General features: G+C 68.9%; 15 protein-coding genes. 14 read left to right on the forward strand and 1 reads right to left on the reverse strand.

All coding sequences use genetic code 11. The features are described 5' to 3' along the window. Window positions 1–35: 35 nt before the first annotated feature. Complete coding sequence (locus QIT00_RS07900) at window positions 36–872, reverse strand: helix-turn-helix transcriptional regulator (protein WP_282534400.1); 837 nt, start codon at window positions 870–872, stop codon at window positions 36–38. A gap of 279 nt (window positions 873–1,151) precedes the next feature. Between QIT00_RS07900 and QIT00_RS07905 the strand changes: the two genes are divergently transcribed. The 14 genes from QIT00_RS07905 (at window position 1,152) to glgX (ending at window position 17,358) form a co-directional block, all read left to right on the forward strand. Continuing rightward, window positions 1,152–1,322, forward strand: a complete 171-nt coding sequence (locus QIT00_RS07905; RefSeq protein ID WP_282534401.1) for a hypothetical protein — start codon at window positions 1,152–1,154, stop codon at window positions 1,320–1,322. Between the two features lie 60 nt (window positions 1,323–1,382). Beyond that, on the forward strand, window positions 1,383–2,741 hold the full coding sequence (locus QIT00_RS07910) for an NDP-sugar synthase (protein ID WP_282534402.1): 1,359 nt from the start codon (window positions 1,383–1,385) through the stop codon (window positions 2,739–2,741). Window positions 2,742–2,787: 46 nt separating this feature from the next. Further along, complete coding sequence (locus QIT00_RS07915; RefSeq protein WP_282534403.1) at window positions 2,788–3,495, forward strand: SDR family oxidoreductase; 708 nt, start codon at window positions 2,788–2,790, stop codon at window positions 3,493–3,495. A gap of 373 nt (window positions 3,496–3,868) precedes the next feature. Next, entirely contained in the window at window positions 3,869–5,068 is a 1,200-nt protein-coding gene (locus QIT00_RS07920) for an IS701 family transposase (protein WP_282534404.1), read from the forward strand. After that, complete coding sequence (locus QIT00_RS07925; RefSeq protein WP_282534405.1) at window positions 5,065–6,540, forward strand: maltokinase N-terminal cap-like domain-containing protein; 1,476 nt, start codon at window positions 5,065–5,067, stop codon at window positions 6,538–6,540. Before QIT00_RS07920 ends, QIT00_RS07925 begins: the two co-directional genes overlap by 4 nt. Window positions 6,541–6,589: 49 nt before the next feature. Further along, complete coding sequence (locus QIT00_RS07930; RefSeq protein ID WP_282534406.1) at window positions 6,590–8,017, forward strand: phosphomannomutase/phosphoglucomutase; 1,428 nt, start codon at window positions 6,590–6,592, stop codon at window positions 8,015–8,017. After that, a complete protein-coding gene (locus QIT00_RS07935; protein ID WP_282534407.1) occupies window positions 8,002–8,955 on the forward strand; it encodes an NAD(P)/FAD-dependent oxidoreductase in 954 nt (317 codons plus the stop codon). The genes QIT00_RS07930 and QIT00_RS07935 overlap by 16 nt, the downstream gene beginning before the upstream one ends. 127 nt (window positions 8,956–9,082) lie before the next feature. Then, window positions 9,083–9,787 carry an EthD domain-containing protein gene (locus QIT00_RS07940; protein WP_282534408.1) on the forward strand — a complete coding sequence of 235 codons (705 nt, stop codon included), beginning with the start codon at window positions 9,083–9,085 and terminating at the stop codon, window positions 9,785–9,787. A gap of 101 nt (window positions 9,788–9,888) precedes the next feature. Beyond that, window positions 9,889–10,725: a type 1 glutamine amidotransferase domain-containing protein gene (locus tag QIT00_RS07945; RefSeq protein WP_282534409.1), complete on the forward strand. Its 837-nt coding sequence runs from the start codon at window positions 9,889–9,891 to the stop codon at window positions 10,723–10,725. Window positions 10,726–10,781: 56 nt separating this feature from the next. Beyond that, complete coding sequence (locus QIT00_RS07950; RefSeq protein ID WP_282534410.1) at window positions 10,782–12,428, forward strand: thiamine pyrophosphate-binding protein; 1,647 nt, start codon at window positions 10,782–10,784, stop codon at window positions 12,426–12,428. Further along, window positions 12,421–13,020: a DJ-1/PfpI family protein gene (locus QIT00_RS07955; protein ID WP_282534411.1), complete on the forward strand. Its 600-nt coding sequence runs from the start codon at window positions 12,421–12,423 to the stop codon at window positions 13,018–13,020. The genes QIT00_RS07950 and QIT00_RS07955 overlap by 8 nt, the downstream gene beginning before the upstream one ends. A 5-nt stretch (window positions 13,021–13,025) precedes the next feature. Beyond that, window positions 13,026–14,873: an AGE family epimerase/isomerase gene (locus QIT00_RS07960; RefSeq protein ID WP_282534412.1), complete on the forward strand. Its 1,848-nt coding sequence runs from the start codon at window positions 13,026–13,028 to the stop codon at window positions 14,871–14,873. Continuing rightward, a complete protein-coding gene (locus QIT00_RS07965; protein WP_282534413.1) occupies window positions 14,870–15,205 on the forward strand; it encodes an STAS domain-containing protein in 336 nt (111 codons plus the stop codon). Before QIT00_RS07960 ends, QIT00_RS07965 begins: the two co-directional genes overlap by 4 nt. Next, window positions 15,202–17,358 carry a glycogen debranching protein GlgX gene (gene glgX, locus QIT00_RS07970; protein ID WP_282534414.1) on the forward strand — a complete coding sequence of 719 codons (2,157 nt, stop codon included), beginning with the start codon at window positions 15,202–15,204 and terminating at the stop codon, window positions 17,356–17,358. Before QIT00_RS07965 ends, glgX begins: the two co-directional genes overlap by 4 nt.

Consider the following 17,358-nt stretch of genomic DNA (forward strand, 5'->3'; position numbering starts at 1 on the left):
GTCCCGGAGCGAGCCGGTCGGACCGGCGAGGTCGGTCAGACCACGCAGTCCTCGACCAGTTCGGAGCGGGCCAGCAGATAGGCCAGGTGGGCCCTGCTGCGGCTGCCCAGGAGCTCGGACGCGCGCTTGATGTGGGTGGACACCGTACGGGCACTGATACCGAGGCGTGAGGCGATGGCGGCGTCGGTGTGGCCCTGCACCATGAGGCGCAGCACGGCCTTGCGGGTCTCATCGGTGAGTACCAGGGGCCGGTTGTTCTCCTGGGTGGTGCCGAGAGGTTCGGCGCGGGCCCAGGAGTGGTCGAAGACCTTGGCCAGGTAATGAATGATCGCCGGGTGCTCGATGGCGAGTGCCGTGCTGCTGAGCTCGTGGCGCGGATCGGGGATGAACGCGATGGACCGGTCGAAGATGATCAGCCGGTCGAAGAGCTCGTCGAGGGTGCGCACTCCGGCGCCTGCCGTGGAGACCTGCTCGACATACGCCAGCGTGGGGCCGTGGGTGCGCACGGTGTGCTGGTAGAGGGTGCGCTGCACGACGCCGCGCTTGGCCATCTCCAGGTCGCGCGGCAATGCTCTGGCAAGCGCCTCCGGGGCCCTGGCGCCGCCGGGCTGGGCGGTGAGCATTTCGTCGCGGCAGGTGCTGGCCGCGTGCTGCACGGCGGCACGGATGACGTCGGAACCGTGAAGCAACCGAATCTGCCCCGCAAGCTCCCGGTGCTCTTCCCGGTAGATGTCCTCCGCGTGCGACACGGAATCGTAGATGGCGGCGATCACGTGCTGCTGGGCCAGGACGGCCCGTTCGATGGGGCGGGTGAGCTCGCTGGCCGCGATGTCCGGTGGGACGGCCGTCAGGAGCGCGGTGTTTTCAGCCATGGGTCGCAGCAGCCCCAGCTCCAGGAGGCATTCGGGTATTTCGGTGCTGAACGGACCTTCTGCCAAGGCTCGCCGATAGTGTTCAAGCCCACGATCGCACAGCTTCACGATGTTGGGCTGTGGACTTATGTCCGGATTCCTACACATCTGCTCCCCCTTCTGGTTCTTACATTGCGCGATCCAGAGGCTACCGAATCCCCGATCGCCGAGTTTCTTGCGGCATGATTCTCGGCAGTAAGGGCGCGGCAGCATTCATAACGGGAGGGAATTATGAATTACATGCGAGCGGCGATCAAGGGTTTCGTGGGGGCGCTGGCTGCGCTGGCACTTATTGTCTTCGGCGCATCGACTGCGACCGCAGACTCGAATGCCAAGACGGCCGCGACGGCTCAGGCCGACGGCAGCATCACGGCGGCAACCAAGGGTGCCGACGACAGCGAATGGAACTGAGGGTCGACTTCCCGTAACGGAAACGTGACGGCGTATCTACTCAACTCGACGGGGGGCGTGATGAGTACACATCAGAAGACGAGTCGACAACAGGAAACAGTCGGCGTCATCCTCGCGGGGGGCAGGGGCGAACGGGCCAGACCGATCACCCTGAAGTCGTCCGACTACATCCGGAGCAAGGCGCTCATACCGTTCGTCGGCAGGCGGCTCATCGAGTGGGTACTCGAGGAGTGCAGAGACCAGGGAATCCGCCGCTTCTACGTGGTGACCCATGGCCTGGAGAACCGTAGCCAGATCAAGCTGCTGCTCGGGCACGGTGAGCGTTACGGAGTGGAGATCAAATATTCCAGGTCGCGCTTCGACCGCTACAACGTCGGCTCCGCGGGTGCCACCCTGCACAACTTCGAACAGTGGGATCTGCGGGGGCGTGCGCTGGTGCTGCCCGTCGACTCCCTCTTCGACTTCGACCTGAAGGCGATGGAGGCGACGCACGAGCAGCGGGGCGCGGTCGTGACCGTGGCAGCCGTGGAACGTACGGCCGCGGAGATAGCCACCAAGTACGGCGTCATGCGCACGGACGCGGCGAGCCTCGTCGAGGGGTTCGTGGAGAAGCCCGGCCCGGCGGAGCTGGGGGAGCTCTTCCCGCGGACGGCCGCCGACCCGGCAGCGACGCTGCCCACCAACGCGGGGATGTACCTCGTGGACTGCGACCGGCTGCGCCTGCTCGCCCGCGAGCCGGAGCTGTTCCGCCAGTCCCACCAGCGGCTCGACTGGGGTGGCGACCTGCTGCCCTGGCTGGTCGGCCGCGGGCAGCCGGTGGCGAGCCACGCCATCGCCAGGCTCGGCGACCTGGGCAACGTCCCGGACTATCTCGACACGGTGCAGCTCGTGCTCAACGGCGAGTACGAGCAGATGAATCGGCTGATGGACGTCCCGGACGAGAGTGTTCCGCGGCGTTGGATTCACGAGAGCAGCCTGTACACGAAGGACGACGTCACCGGCACCACGCTCGCTCAGAAGATCGACGAGGGATCGGTGCAGATCGGCACCGGGGTGCGGATCGGCCGCGACGTGGAGATCGGAACCGGGGTACGGCTGGAGAACACGGACATCGGCGACGGGTCCGAGGTTCGCGAAGGCAGCACTCTGGTCCGGTCGGTCGTGGGCGAGTCCGCCGTCATCGGTCCGTGCGCCCACGTCACCGACTCGTACGTCGGGCCGATGGCGGAGGTGCACTCGGAGCACAACCGCCCGACGTGCCTGGAGAGTTACTCGGCAATCGGCGACGGGGCCGTGCTCTGGCCGGGATCCCGGTTCTGCGGGATCACCGTCTATCCGCGACTGCGGGTGCCTGCCATGACCGGCGTACCCGCCGAAACGGAACTGAGTTCTGCCGACGACATTCTGCACTGGGTGTGAACACCCGGAACGGACTGCGCGGCGACAACCCTGGGGAGGGGGAACGATGGAGGCGTACGGCCCCATTGCAGTGATCGGAGGTGCCGGCCGGGTCGGGGGGCTGGTGACCCGGCGGCTCCATGAACAGGGCGCGCGGGTGAGGGTGGTGAGCCGCACGCCGGAGCGCGGCCTGGTACCGCCGCCGCGCGGTGTCGAGGTGTACAGGGCGGACGTCCGGTACGCGGACACGCTGGTCGCGGCCCTCCGGGGCTGCTCCGGAGTGGTCTTCGGCGTCGAGCCGGGCACGGCCGACTCCGGCCCCGACTGCCCCGAGACCACGGTGCACGACGGCGTGCGCAATGCACTGTCCGCCGCGACCGCGCAGGGCGAACGCCCGCACTTCGTGCTGATGAGCCAGATCTTCGTGACCCGGCGCGAGCACCCGATGAACGCCTACGGGCGGTTGCTCGACTGGCGGCTGCGCGGTGAGGACGCGGTACGTGAATCGGGGCTTCCGTACACAGTCGCTCGGCCCAGCTGGCTCACGGACGACGCGGTCGCGGGAGGACGCGTCCGGCTGGAGCAGGACGACCGGGGCGAGGGCTGGGTGTCCCGCAGCGCGGTGGCCGAGGCGTGTGTGCAGGCGCTGTACAACCCGCAGGCCGTGGGCAAGTCCTTCGAGATCTACAACGAGCCGGGTGAGGTGCCCGCCGACTGGACGGCACTGCTCGGCCGACTCAGGCCCGACCGCATGCTCGCGCTCGGGGCCGCGTAGGGCGGTCGTACGTGCCTCCGACCAGGGCGTGCGTACGTCACCTGTGCCGGGCAACCGAGGCTGCTCCGGCCACGCTTGGGCCGACAAGACCTGATCGCGGGGACCCGAGGGTCCCCTGAACGACGAGTGCGGGCACCCTGACCGCCCGCCTCGTCACCGTGCCCGTCGGCCTCCATCCCCCGTGCCGACGGGTCCCCCTGGAACCGGGGCCGGTAGCGGCCCGTAGTGCCTGCCGGCCCCGGTTGCCAGTGCACCGTCCCCGACTGCCGGGCCGACGGCGCGTGTTCGCCCCTGCATCTCGCCGATGAGTTGTCCGGGCGCATGAATCCACCCGGAGAACCGTCCCCCCGAGAAATAGGGAAAGGGCTGAGCCATGTCTGCAGAACCACAAAACGTCCTGCCCGCCGGGATTTCACCGAGAGCCGTATCCGAATTGTTCGAAAGGGCACTCCACACCCTTCCGCGAAGCGATCAGCGCCGCTGGGGTGCGCTGTATGTGAGAAGTCTTCTCTCGGTCGAGGGAAAGAAGACCATGCGGGCCCTCGCGAACGGTGCGGGCGGCTCCACTGAACAGAGCCTGTATCAGTTCATAAGCAAGTCTCCCTGGGACTGCGATCCGATCCGCCGGACGGTGGCGCAGCTCTTCCGGGAACGGACGCAGCCGCGCGCCTGGGTCGTTCATCCGCTGGTTGTCGAGAAAGTCGGACAGCATTCCGTCGGCGTGGAACGGCGGTGGGTGTCTCAAATCCAACGGCTCGTCAACTGCCAGCAGAGCATGAGTACATGGCTGGTTTCCGATCAGGCGAGCTGCCCCGTCGACTGGCGTCTCGCGCTGCCCGAGTGCTGGACGGACGAGCCCGATCTGCGTCGGCGTGCGGCAATCCCGGAGGACGTCGGTGCCTGCCCACCCGAGCAGTGCGCGGTCGGCTCCCTCGCCAAGCTGACCGACACCTGGGGGATGGAGGCCCACCCCGTGGTGATCGACCTGCGGGAGACCGATCCGTCCCCGATCTGCGCGGAGTTGGCGCAGCGCAGGATCCCGTTCGTGGTCCGCGTCGACCCCGCCGCGCGCTTCACCTCCCTCGAGCTTCCCGGGCCGCGCCGCACCGGAATCGGACCGAATGACGCCGTGAACGAGCTGGTCACCGCCCTGAGTTGGAATGCGATGCCCGTGGAGTGGTTCGACCACGGCTCCGAGACGGTGCGGGCCACGGCGATCGGCACCACCAAGGTCCGGCTGCGCCGCCAGGAACTCACGCTGCTCGGCGCCTGGGCCGGACGTGGGCAGCGCACCCCGAGCGAGTACTGGCTGTCCAGCCTCTCCCACCAGCAGCCCGGCACGGTGTTCCGCACGGCCATGCTGAGCCGCCGCGTCGAGCGGGACCTGACGCAGGTGAGCGTGCCGCTGGGCGTACGGGACTTCGAGGGACGTTCCTTCCGGGGCTGGCACCACCACATGACCATGGTGTCGCTGGCGCACGCCGCGACCATGCTGTCCACCGTGCCGCGGGCCGCCACGGCCCGGATGCCCGGAGCAGCCAAGGGCACTACGACGAAGGCGGTCGCCGCATGACCACGACTCCGGCCCGGTACACGGCGTCCGACACCGAGCTCGTCGCAGCGGAGCTGCGACAGCGGCTTCCCGCATGGCTGGTCTCCCGCCGCTGGTTCGAGGGCAAGGACGCCGCGCTGCCCACGGTGGAACCGCTGCTCGTGGAGGAACTGGCCGCCGGCGACGCCACCTTGCTGCTTGCCGTGGTCCGCGCGGGGCAGGACGCGTGGTACCAACTGCTGCTCGGCCTGCGGCACGATCCGGGCCCGCTGCCCGACGAGCTCGCCGACGGACGGATAGGCGCCTGCGCCGACGGACGCGAGCTCTACGAGGCTACGGCCGACCCGGAGTTGATGGGGCGCCTGCTCGACCGGTTGGCCACGGGCGAACCGGCCGACGCCGGCGCCGATGCCGGCTCCCATGCCTCTGTACGGTTCCGCCGCACCCCCGGCGCGCACATCCCGACCGGCCTGCCCGCCGAGCTGAGCACGGCCGAGCAGTCCAACACCTCCGTCGCCTTCGGCGGCCGGATGATGCTCAAGGTGCTCCGGCACCCGGCACCGGGGCCCAACCCCGAGCTGGAGCTGCTCTCCGCCCTCGGGCGGGTCGGCGGCGTACCCAGCGCGGCGCCGCTCGCCTGGATCGAGACGTCCGCGGACCTGCCGGGCGGTGCGACCACGCTCGGCATCCTGCAGGAGTTCGTGCCCAACCGGGGCGACGGCTGGGCCCTCGCCGTGGCCGAGGCCCGCGCCTGCATCGTGGGGGAGTGCGAATCGGTGGCACCGCTCGGCGGCTTCGCCGACGATGCCCACGCGCTCGGCCAGGCCACGGTGCGGGTGCACGCGGCGCTCGCGAGCGGCCTCGGGACCCGTGAGCTCGGCCCGCCCGAGGTGGAGGAGCTGGTCGGCGTCCTGCAGTCGCGGCTGGCGAGAGCGGTCGCGCAGGTGCCGCAACTGAGCGCGTTCGAGAGGAAGTTGGGAGACATCTACCGGGAGCTCGGCGAGGTCGCCGGGCGCGGGGAGCCGCTGCTCGCCCAGCGGGCCCACGGTGATCTCCATCTGGGCCAGGTGCTGCGCGCCGACGACGGCTGGGTGCTGATCGACTTCGAGGGGGAGCCGGGGCGGCCGCAGGACGAGCGCCGGCGGATGCAGCCCGCGATCCGAGACGTCGCCGCAATGCTGCGCTCCTTCGACTACGCGGCCCACCACGCCCTCGCCGACGTGCTCGGCCGGCCGCCGGGCGAGCAGTCGCCGCAGGATCTGCGGGCCACGCGGCTGGCCCGCCGGGCCTCGGCCTGGGCGGTGCACGGGAGGCGGGCGTTCTGTGCCGGCTACGCCGATGCGGGAGGGGTGAACCCGCACGGCCGGCCGGTGTTGCTACGGGCCTTCGAGGCCGACAAGGCGGTGTACGAGGCGGTGTACGAGGCGCACAGCAGGCCCGCGTGGCTGCCCATCCCGATGGCGGCGGTCCGCCGCCTCGCCGGGCGGGCTTGAGTTGCCGCCGCCCGGACCCCACCTGCGACCACGAACACGAAGAGGAGCCATGAGCCCGACACCTGAACCGCACGTGTCATCCGAAGCGCACGCCTCATCCGAAGCACAGGCGTCCGCCGAACCTCGCACCGCCGAGCGCTACGCCGGCCTCGTCAAGGCGTACGACATCCGCGGGATCGTGCCCGAGGAGTTCGACGAGACGGCCGCGTACACGATCGGGGCCACCTTCGCGGCGCTGACCCGGGCGGACCGGATCGCCGTGGCCCACGACATGCGCGGCACCTCGCCGGCGCTCGCCGCGGCCTTCACCGAAGGAGTGCTGTCCCAGGGCGGGCACGTGCTGGACGCCGGTCTCGGCTCGACGGACTACCTGTACTACGTGTCCGGGAGCCTGGACATCCCCGGCGCGATGTTCACCGCGAGCCACAACCCGGCCCAGTACAACGGCATCAAGCTGTGCCGGGCCGGGGCCGTACCCATCGGGGATGGCAGCGGCCTGGAGCGCATCAGGGCCGGGCTCGTGGAGGGCGTGCCCTCGTGCGGCAGGGCCCGGGGAACCGTGATGAAGCTGGGGCTGCTGGAGCAGTACGCGGCGCATCTGCGCACCCTCGTGGATCTCGCCGGCAGCCGCCCGCTGAAGGTGGTCGTCGACGCGGGTAACGGGATGGCAGGGCTCACCGTGCCCCAGGTGCTCGACCATTCCCGACTCGACGTCGTTCCGCTGTACTTCGAGCTCGACGGGACCTTCCCGAACCACGAAGCCGACCCCATGAAGCCCGCGAACGTCGCGGACCTGAAAGCCCGGGTGCTCGCCGAGGGCGCGGATCTGGGGCTGGCCTTCGACGGGGACGCCGACCGCTGCTTCGTGGTCGACGAGCGCGGCGAGGCGGTCGACCCCTCTCAGGTCATCGGGCTCATCGCCGAACGTGAACTGGCCCGGCACCCGGGCGAGGCCGTGGTGCACAACCTGATCACCTCACGGGCGGTGCCCGAGGTGATCGCCGAGGCTGGCGGTACCCCGATCAGATCCCGGGTCGGGCACTCCTTCGTGAAGGCGCTGATGGCGGAGCACGGCGCCGTGTTCGGCGGGGAGCACTCGGGCCACTACTACTTCCGCGACTTCTGGTTCGCGGACACCGGGATGCTGGCCGCGCTGCACGTGCTGGCCGCACTGGGTGAGCAGGACCGTCCGATGTCCCAACTGATGGCCCGTTACCGCAGATATGCCGCCTCCGGAGAGATCAACGTCGTGGTCGAGCACCCGGCGACGGCGCTCACCGAGGTGGCGAACGCTTTCTCCGGGGACCGGGCCGAGATCGACCGGCTCGACGGGCTCACCGTGCGGCTGGCCGACGGGAACTGGTTCAACCTGCGGGCCTCCAACACCGAGCCCGTGCTCCGGCTGAACGCCGAAGGGCCCGAGGCGAGCACGGTCGCCGAGTTGACCGACGAGGTGCTGGCATGCCTCAAGAAGTAGCGCCCGCCGGTCACTCGTCTGCCGACGACGTCGTCGACGCAGCGGTGGTCGGCGGCGGTCCTGCGGGGCTCTCGGCCGCGCTCTGCCTCGCCCGCTACAACCGCGACGTGCTGGTCTTCGACACCGGGCACGGCCGCTCCACCCACCACCAGGTCAACCACAACTACCTGGGTTTCCCCGGCGGGATAGCAACGACCGACCTGCGCAAGCTGGGCGTCGAGCAACTGGGCGCCTACCGCAACGCCCGCGTCGTGCGCCACCAGATCACCGCCGTCGAGGGGGACGCCGAGCGTGGCTTCACGCTGCGCTCCCAGGGGCACGCCTGGCAGGCGCGGACCGTGCTGCTCGCCACCGGGGTGCTGGACCACTTCCCGCACTTCCCGAACTGGCAGGAGTACGTGGGCCGTTCCATGTTCTGGTGCATCGCCTGCGACGGGTACGAGAACCGCGGCCGGAACATCGTCGTCGCCGGGCACACCGACGCCGCGGCCGCCGAGGCGATGCAGCTGCACAGCCTCACCGACCGGGTGCGGCTGCTCACCAACAGCCGCAGCGATGAGATCGGCCCAGTGCTGCGGCGGCGGCTGAGCGCCGCCGGCATCCCCGTCGTCCACGACCGGATCAAGGAGACGGAGGGGGTGGACGGCAGACTCACGGCGCTGCGTACCCGCGGCGGGCTGCGCCTCGAACTCGACGCGCTCTTCTCCGTCCAGGGCGCGACACCGGAGACGGCCCTGGCGCGCGGGCTTGGCGTCGCGCTGCAGCCGTCCGGATACATCCGGGTCGACTCCGAGCAGCGGACCTCCGTCGCCGGTGTGTACGCGGCCGGCGACGCGACCGCGCTGCATTCCCACCAGGTGGCGGCCGCCGTGCACGAAGGCGCCCAGGCCGCGTCCGCTGCCAACTCCTTCCTTTATCCGGCGGAGCTCAAAGCCTAGTTCAGGAAGTACAGGGCTTGTCTTTGCCCGCCGTCGAAGCCACCGCACATGATGGTCGAGCACGTTCCGGAATAGATTCTGCCGCGCGTGTACCCCTTTCGCGCCGCGGACGGAAAAGGAGATTTCAGTGATCCATCAGTTCATTTTTGCGGCGCCCAAGCCGGGAATGACCGCCCAGGAATTCCAGGACTATTGGGTGAACGTGCACGCGGTGAAGTACGCCGCGAAGATCCCGCAGATCAGGAAGTACATGGTCGACACCGTCGTCGACATCGAGGACAACCTCGGTACGCCCGCGCTGCCGCACCAGGGCATCGCGGAGATCTTCCTGGCCAATGGCGAGGAGCAGCTGGCCTCGCTGCAGACCGAGGAGTTCCTACAGGGCGCCCGGCTCGACGAGCCCAACTGGGCCGCGTTCTGGCAGACCATCGTGGTCGACACCAACGCCCACGAGATCGTCCCCGGCCCGGCGCTCAGCAGGGACCAGGACTGGGTCAAGCTCACCGTGCTGATCAAGCGCTGGCCCGGCCTCGCCCTCGACGACTACCGCAAGCAGTCGCTCGACGCGTACGCCGGCGTGGTCAAGGAGACCCCCGGCCTGCGCCGCTACCTGCACGCGCACACCGTGGACGGTGCCTACGTCTTCGGCGAGTCCGGCTTCGACAGCGTCGAGCAGCTCTGGTTCGACGACGTGAACGCCCTGCAGGAGGCGCTGCGTTCGTCGTACTTCACCGAGCAGGTCCAGGCGGCCCGGGACGCGATCGCCGACCCGAAGTACGTCTTCTCCGTCGCCGCGAAGGAGAACTGGGTCATCGGTCCGCAGGCCCGCTGATCCGTCCGCTGATCCGCCCACTGAGGAGGCTGCTGCACCACCGGCGTGCACTCGCGCCGGCAGCGGCTCCGATTCCCGCACCGCATACCGAAGGAGCAGGCGTGGCCAGAAGGAACGCCAAGAAGATCCTCGTGATCCTGTCGGAGTACGGCTACTGGGGCGAGGAGCTCGTCGGGCCCTTGCACCACTTCGACCAGCGCGGTTACGAGACCGTGTTCGCCACCCCCACCGGCAAGCGGGCGCACGCCCTGCCGCCGTCCATGGACCCGGCGTACATCGACCCGCCGCTCGGCCGCTCGGTCACCTCCGAAGAGGTCGCCGAACTGACCCGCAAGATCGACGACTCGGACCGGCTCGACGACCCGATCGACATTTCCAGCTGGGTGCCGGAGCGGCCCTACACCGCGGACGACGACTACCTGCGCAAGCTGGAGGCGTATCACCGCGCGCTCGACGTGGTGGCCGGTGAGCTCGACGAGTACGACGCGCTGCTGATCGTCGGCGGCAGCGGTCCCGTGGTGGACATCGCCAACAACGAGCGCATCCACCAGCTCATCCTGGCCTTCGTCGAGGCCGACAAGCCGGTCGGCGCCGAGTGCTACGGGGTCGCCCCGCTGGCGTTCGCCCGCGACTGGGAGGACCGCAAGTCCATCATCTGGGGCAAGCACGTCACCGGTCACTGCAAGGAATACGACTACAAGGACGGCACCGGATTCCTGGGCACCGATTTCGTCATCGGTCCGCCGCCGTACCCGCTCGAGTACATCCTGCGTGACGCCACGGGCCCCGAAGGCCGCTATCACGGCAACTTCGGCAAGGAGACCTCGGTGATCGTGGACTACCCGTTCATCACCGGGCGTTCGACCCCGGACTCCTATCTGACGGGCGAAAAGGTCGTCGAGGTTCTTGAGGACGGACTGCGTCGCTTCGGCTGGTAATGCCACAGCAACGATCGGCAGGCCAAGAGTGAGACCGGGATCGAGAGAAGGAAGACATGGCCAGGCAGGGTAATGCGGCGATCATCGAGCAGTTCCTCGCCGATGGAATTCCGTTTATGTTCGGCAATCCAGGAACGGTCGAGCAGGGATTCCTGGACGCACTGGAGAACTACGACGACCTCCAGTACATCCTGACGTTGCAGGAGACGGTCGCCGCCGGCATCGCGGACGGATACGCCCGTGCCACCGGACGGCCCGCGCTGCTGCAGCTGCACAGCGGGGTCGGGCTCGGCAACGCCATCGGCATGCTCTACCAGGCCAAGCGCGGCCACTCACCGCTCGTGGTGATCGCGGGCGAGTCGGGCGTCAAGTACGAGTCGATGGACGCCCAGATGGCGGCCGATCTGGTCGCGATGGCCAAGCCGGTCACGAAGTATGCGACCCGGGTCACCGACCCGGGATCGGTGCTCCGCACGCTGCGCCGCGCCATGAAGATGGCCATGACGGCGCCCCGCGGACCGGTCTTCGTCTCCCTTCCGATGGATGTGCTCGACGCGGTCAACACCGAGCCGGTGCTGCCCAGCACGTTCCTCGACACCCGGGCCCTGCCGGTGCCCTCCCTCGTGGAGCAGGCGGCAGAGCTGCTCGCCGGCGCCGAGAGGCCGCTCGTCCTCGTGGGCGACGGAGTCTCGGCGTCGGGCGGGCAGGACGAACTGGTGCTGGTGGCCGAGCAGTTGGGCGCCGATGTGTGGGGCGTGGACTTCTCGGAGGTCAACCTGGATGCCCGGCACCCGCTCTACCGGGGCCAGTTGGGCCATATGTTCGGCGAGGTCAGCGCGGATGTCGTCAAGGACGCCGACGCCGTACTGATCGTGGGGACCTATGTGTTCCCCGAGGTGTTCCCCGTCCTGTCCAGCCCGTTCCGGGACGACGCGAAAATCGTGCACATCGATCTCGACGGCTACGAGATCGCCAAGAACCACCCGGTGACCCTGGGGCTCGTAGCCGACCCCAAGGCCAGCCTCGCGGCGCTCGCCGACGGGCTCGACGAGCGGCTCTCCGCGGAGGACCGGGCGAATGCCGCCGAGCGGCTGGAGGCCCGCCGCCGCGCACAGCCCGACCGGTCGGCCGACGACGGCTCGCTGCTGCACGCGTTCCTGCGCGAACTGGCCGCGCAGGTGCCCGAGGACGTCATGGTCTTCGACGAGGCGCTGACCGCGGCCGGACCGCTCAATGCCCATCTGCCGGGCCGGCTCCCCGGGCACTGGTTCTCCACCCGCGGCGGCTCGCTCGGCGTGGGGATCCCCGGCGCCCTCGGCATCAAGCTCGCCCACCCGGACAAGACGGTGCTCGGCTTCACCGGCGACGGCGGCTCCATGTACACCATCCAGGCGCTGTACACCGCGGTCCGGCACGGCATCGGCGCCAAGTTCGTGATCTGCAACAACCGCAGCTACAAGCTGCTCGACCTGAACATCGAGCAGTACTGGCGCGAGCGGGACATCCCCGAGCACGCGCACCCGACGCCCTTCGACCTCTCGGACCCGGATCTGGGCTTCGCCGAGATCGCCCGCGGCTTCGGGGTCAACGCCCTGCGCGTGGACGACCACGAGCAGGTCACCGAGGCCGTCAAGCGGATGCTCGCGGACGATAAGCCGTTCCTGATCGACCTGCGCACCACCGAAGGGGGAAGCCGTGGCTGACGTACCAGGCCGCGAAGGGGTGCTCTCCGGACGGAAGATCGCCGTCCTGGCCGAGAGCGACTTCTACGAGCCCGAAATCGCCTACTACCAGCGCCGGTTCGCCGAAGAGGGCGCCCGCGTCGACTACGTGACCCGCCTCTGGGGCAATAAGTCGATCACCTTTACGGGCCACGAGTACCGGGCGCCGCTCACGGTGACCCGCAGCCTGGAGGACCTGGACGACCGGGCACTGCGCGAGTACAGCGCGCTCATCGTGCCCTCCGGCATGGTCGCCGACCGGCTGCGCTACACCGAGGACATCGAGCGCCTCGCGCCGGCCACCGACCTGCTGCGCCGGGCCTTCGCCCGCTCCGGAGTGGTCAAGGGGATCATCTGCCACGGCATGTGGCTCGCCTCGTCCATCCCGTACGTCGTGCGCGGCCGCAAGGTCGTCTGCCACAACAACCTGCTCGGCGACGTCCGCAACATGGGCGCCAGCTACGTGGACCAGGACGTCGTCGTGGACGGCGACCTCGTCACCGCGCGCACCGGGGACCACTGCCATCTGTTCGCCAGAACCATCATCGACGAGCTCGTGCTGCGAGGGGCGTGACTGACATGACTGAGACGTCTGACATCGTGAACTTCACGTTCTCCGACACCATCGCGGGCCGGGTGACGGCCTTCGACCGCGCGGCCCGCGTCTTCACCGTGACCACGGCCGACGGGCGGAGCTTCGACATCGCGCTCGACGGGGGCCCGAGTGCGGAGCTGCTGCACAACCTCGGCGAGCCCTACCAGGACGCCTCGGGCCATATCGACGAGCTGCTCGAGGACGGGGCCTTCGTCCTCGCGTACGGCATCTTCTACCCGCACGGCGACGGCCTGCGCTTCGAGGCCAAGCGGCTGATCTTCGTGGGCCGCAACGTCGACGACTACCGCTTCGAGGAGGGCGGCTGGTGGGTGAAGCAGATCGAGGAGATCGCCGCCTTCTACCGCAAGGCCCAGTTCGGCGACGGACCGGTCGACTTCTCCGAGTACCGGACCGAGATCCGGCTCGGAGGTGAGAAGACCGCGAGCCATGTGCAGGAGACCGACACCATCTCCCGCCTCGTCTACGGCATGGCCTCGGCCTTCCTGCTGACCGGGAACGACGAGTACCTGGAGGTCGCCGAGCGCGGCACCGAGTACCTGCGCGAGCATATGCGCTTCGTCGACACCGACGAGAACGTCGTGTACTGGTACCACGGCCTGAGCATCGACGGCGACATCGAGAAGAAGCTGTTCACCTCGGAGTTCTCCGACGACTACGACGCGCTGCCAGCGTACGAGCAGATCTACGCCCTGGCCGGCCCCGTGCAGACCTACCGCGTCACCGGCGACCCGCGGATCAAGAACGACGCCGATGCAACGCTGCGGCTGTTCGACCGCTTCTACCTCGACCCGGAGCACGGCGGCTACTTCTCGCACATCGACCCGATCCTGCTCTCGCCCGAGCACGACTCGCTCGGCCCCAACAAGGCGCGCAAGAACTGGAACTCGGTCGGCGACCACGCGCCGGCGTATCTGATCAACCTGTACCTGGCGACCGGCGAGAAGAGCTACGCCGACATGCTGGAGTACACCTTCGACACGATCGTCAAGCGCTTCCCCGACACCGCGAAGAGCCCGTTTGTGCAGGAGCGGTTCCACAAGGACTGGTCCGCAGATACCAAGCACGGCTGGCAGCAGGACCGGGCGGTCGTCGGACACAACCTGAAGATCGCCTGGAACCTGCTGCGGATGCACTCGCTGCGCCCCAAGGACGCCTACATGGACACGGCCGCCGCCATCGGCGAGACCATGCCCGAGGTGGGCGGCGACCGCCAGCGCGGCGGCTGGTACGACGTGGTCGAGCGGGTCAAGGCCGACGGCGAGGACCGGTTCCGGTTCACCTGGCACGACCGCAAGGCGTGGTGGCAGCAGGAGCAGGCGATCCTTGCCTATCTGATCCTGCACGGCCTCACCGGCCGCGACGAGTTCCGCACCGAGGCCCGGGACGCCCAGTCCTTCTACAACGCGTTCTTCCTCGACCACGACGAGGGCGCCGTCTACTTCAACACCCTGGCGAACGGCCTGCCGTACCTGCTCGGCGTGGAGCGGCTCAAGGGCAGCCACTCGATGTCCATGTACCACTCGGCGGAGCTGTGCTACCTCGCGGCGGTCTACAACAACCTGCTGATCGACGGCCGGCCGATGAACTTCTGGTACAAGCCGGACCCGGCCCTGATCGAGGACCGCGTGCTGCGGGTCTCGCCGGATCTGCTGCCGCCCGGCTCCGTGCGGATCGAGTCTGTCGAGATCGAGGGCGAGCCGCACACCGACTTCGACGCCGAGGGCCTGTTCGTACGGCTCCCCGAGACCTCGGGGCGCGTCAAGGTCAAGGTCCGGCTGTCCGGCACCTCGCGTACGGAGGCGGCCGGATGACGGTGAAGGTGCAGACGCACAACGAGGGTTCCCGCACGGTGATCGTCCTCGACGGGGAGATCAACAGCACCACGTCCGGCGGGCTGCAGGCGCAGCTGCTGCCGTTCATCAAGGCGGGCAGCGAGGTTCTGGTCGACCTCACCGGTGTCTCTTACGTCTCCAGCGCGGGCCTGCGCACGCTGCTGATCGTGCACCGGCACGCCCAGCAGCTGGAGGCCGAGATCACGCTGTCCGGGTTGTCGGAAGAGGTGCGGTTCGTGATGAGCGCGACCGGCTTCCTGGACTTCTTCCGGATCGGCGACGCCACCGAGGGAGAGCGTGCCGGGCGATGAGCGTTCAGGACATGTCCGAGCGGGAGCGCGTCGACGCGTTCCCCACCCGCACCATCGGCGGCTACCGGGTACGGGCGGGGCGCCCCTTCCCGTACGGCGCGACACCGGTGCCCGGCGGCGTCAACTTCTCGGTCTACTCCGACCGCGCCACCGCGATGAGCCTGGTGCTCTTCGAGCGCGGCGCGAAGGAGCCGACCGCGGAGCTGGAGTTCCCCCAGGAGTTCCGGACCGGCAGCGTGCACGCGATGACGGTCTTCGGGCTCGACCTGGAGAACCTGGAGTACGGCTTCCGCGCCGACGGGCCCTTCGACCCCGAGGCCGGCGACCGCTTCGACGCTCGCCGCATTCTCGGTGACCCCTACGCGCGGATCGTCTCGGGCCGCGACGTGTGGGGCGAGGAGCCCGACTGGGACAACGTGTACCCGTACCGCTCCCAGGTGCTGAACGACGACTTCGACTGGGGCGACGACACTCCGCTGCGCATCCCCACCGAGGACCTCGTCATCTACGAGACCCATGTGCGCGGCTTCACCCGCCATCCCTCGTCCGGGGTGCGGGCACCGGGCACCTACGCGGGCCTGCGCGAGAAGATCTCGTACCTCAAGGAGCTCGGCGTCAACTGCGTGGAGCTCCTGCCGGTCTTCGAGTTCGACGAGCTGGACAACCCGCGCACCGACCCGGTCAGCGGCGAACGGCTGCACAACTACTGGGGCTACAACACCGTCTCGTTCTTCGCCCCGAAGGCGGGCTACGCGGCGACCGGACGCTTCGGCATGCAGGCCGACGAATTCAAGTCCCTGGTGAAGGAGTTGCACCGGGCGGGCATCGAGGTCGTCCTCGACGTGGTCTTCAACCACACCGCCGAGGGCAACGAGAACGGTCCCACCATCTCGTTCCGCGGCCTCGACAACGCCACGTACTACATGCTCACCGACCGGGGTGAGTACTACAACTTCAGCGGCACCGGCAACACGGTCAACTGCAACCACCCCGTCGTACGGGACTTCGTCCTGTCCTGCCTGCGCTACTGGGTCGCCGAGTACCACATCGACGGATTCCGCTTCGACCTCGCGGCCATCCTCGACCGGGCCCCGGACGGCACTCCGCTGCCCAACCCGCCGCTCCTGGAGCAGCTCGCCCACGACCCGGTGCTGCGGCACACCAAGCTGATTGCCGAAGCCTGGGACGCGGCCGGCCTCTACCAGGTCGGGCATTTTCCCAACTACGGCCGCTGGTCCGAGTGGAACGGCCAGTACCGCGACGCCGTACGCCGGTTCATCAAGGGCGAGCCCGGTCTCGTCGGTGAGCTCGCCACCCGCATGGCCGGCTCGCCCGACCTGTACCAGGGGCGTACGGCGTCGGCCTCGGTCAACTTCATCACCGCGCACGACGGCTTCACCTTGAGCGATCTGGTCTCGTACAACGACAAGCACAACGAGGCCAACGGCGAGGGCAACGGCGACGGCGCCAACGACAACCACAGCTGGAACTGCGGTGAGGAGGGCCCCAGCGCCTCCGCCCACGTCCGCGACCTGCGGCTGCGCCAGACGAAGAACATGCTGGCCATCCTGCTCACCAGCCAGGGCGTCCCGATGATCCTGGCGGGCGACGAGGCGGGGCGCACCCAGCTCGGCAACAACAACACGTACTGCCAGGACAACGACCTGTCCTGGTTCGACTGGGGCCTGGTCGAGGGGCCGACCGCGAACACCGAACTACTCGAGTTCACGAAGGCGTTGATCGCCTTCCGGCACGCTCACCCGGTGCTGCGCACCGCCGACCATCCGACCGGCGTGGACCGCGTCGGCAGCGGCTACGCCGACGTCAGCTGGCACGGCGTGCAGGCATGGATGCCGGACTGGGCGGAGCACAGCCGGGTGCTCGGCATGATGCGCTGCGGCCGGCACGCCAAGGGCGGCGGGACCGTAGCCGACGACCACATCTACGTGGCGGTCAACGCCCACTGGGAGGCGCACGACCTCGAACTGCCCGGGCTGCCGCCCGGCCAGGAGTGGCACCTCTTCACGGACACCGGGGCGCTGATGTCCTACGGGCTGCACCCGCCGGGGTCCGAGCCGCGCCTGGAGCACCCGGGCCGGTATCACCTGGGCCCGCACTCGGTCGTGATCCTCGTCGGCCGCGCCACGCACTGA

Origin of the sequence: Streptomyces luteolus (assembly GCF_029968015.1) — a bacterium.
Classification (GTDB): Bacteria; Actinomycetota; Actinomycetes; order Streptomycetales; family Streptomycetaceae; genus Streptomyces; species Streptomyces luteolus.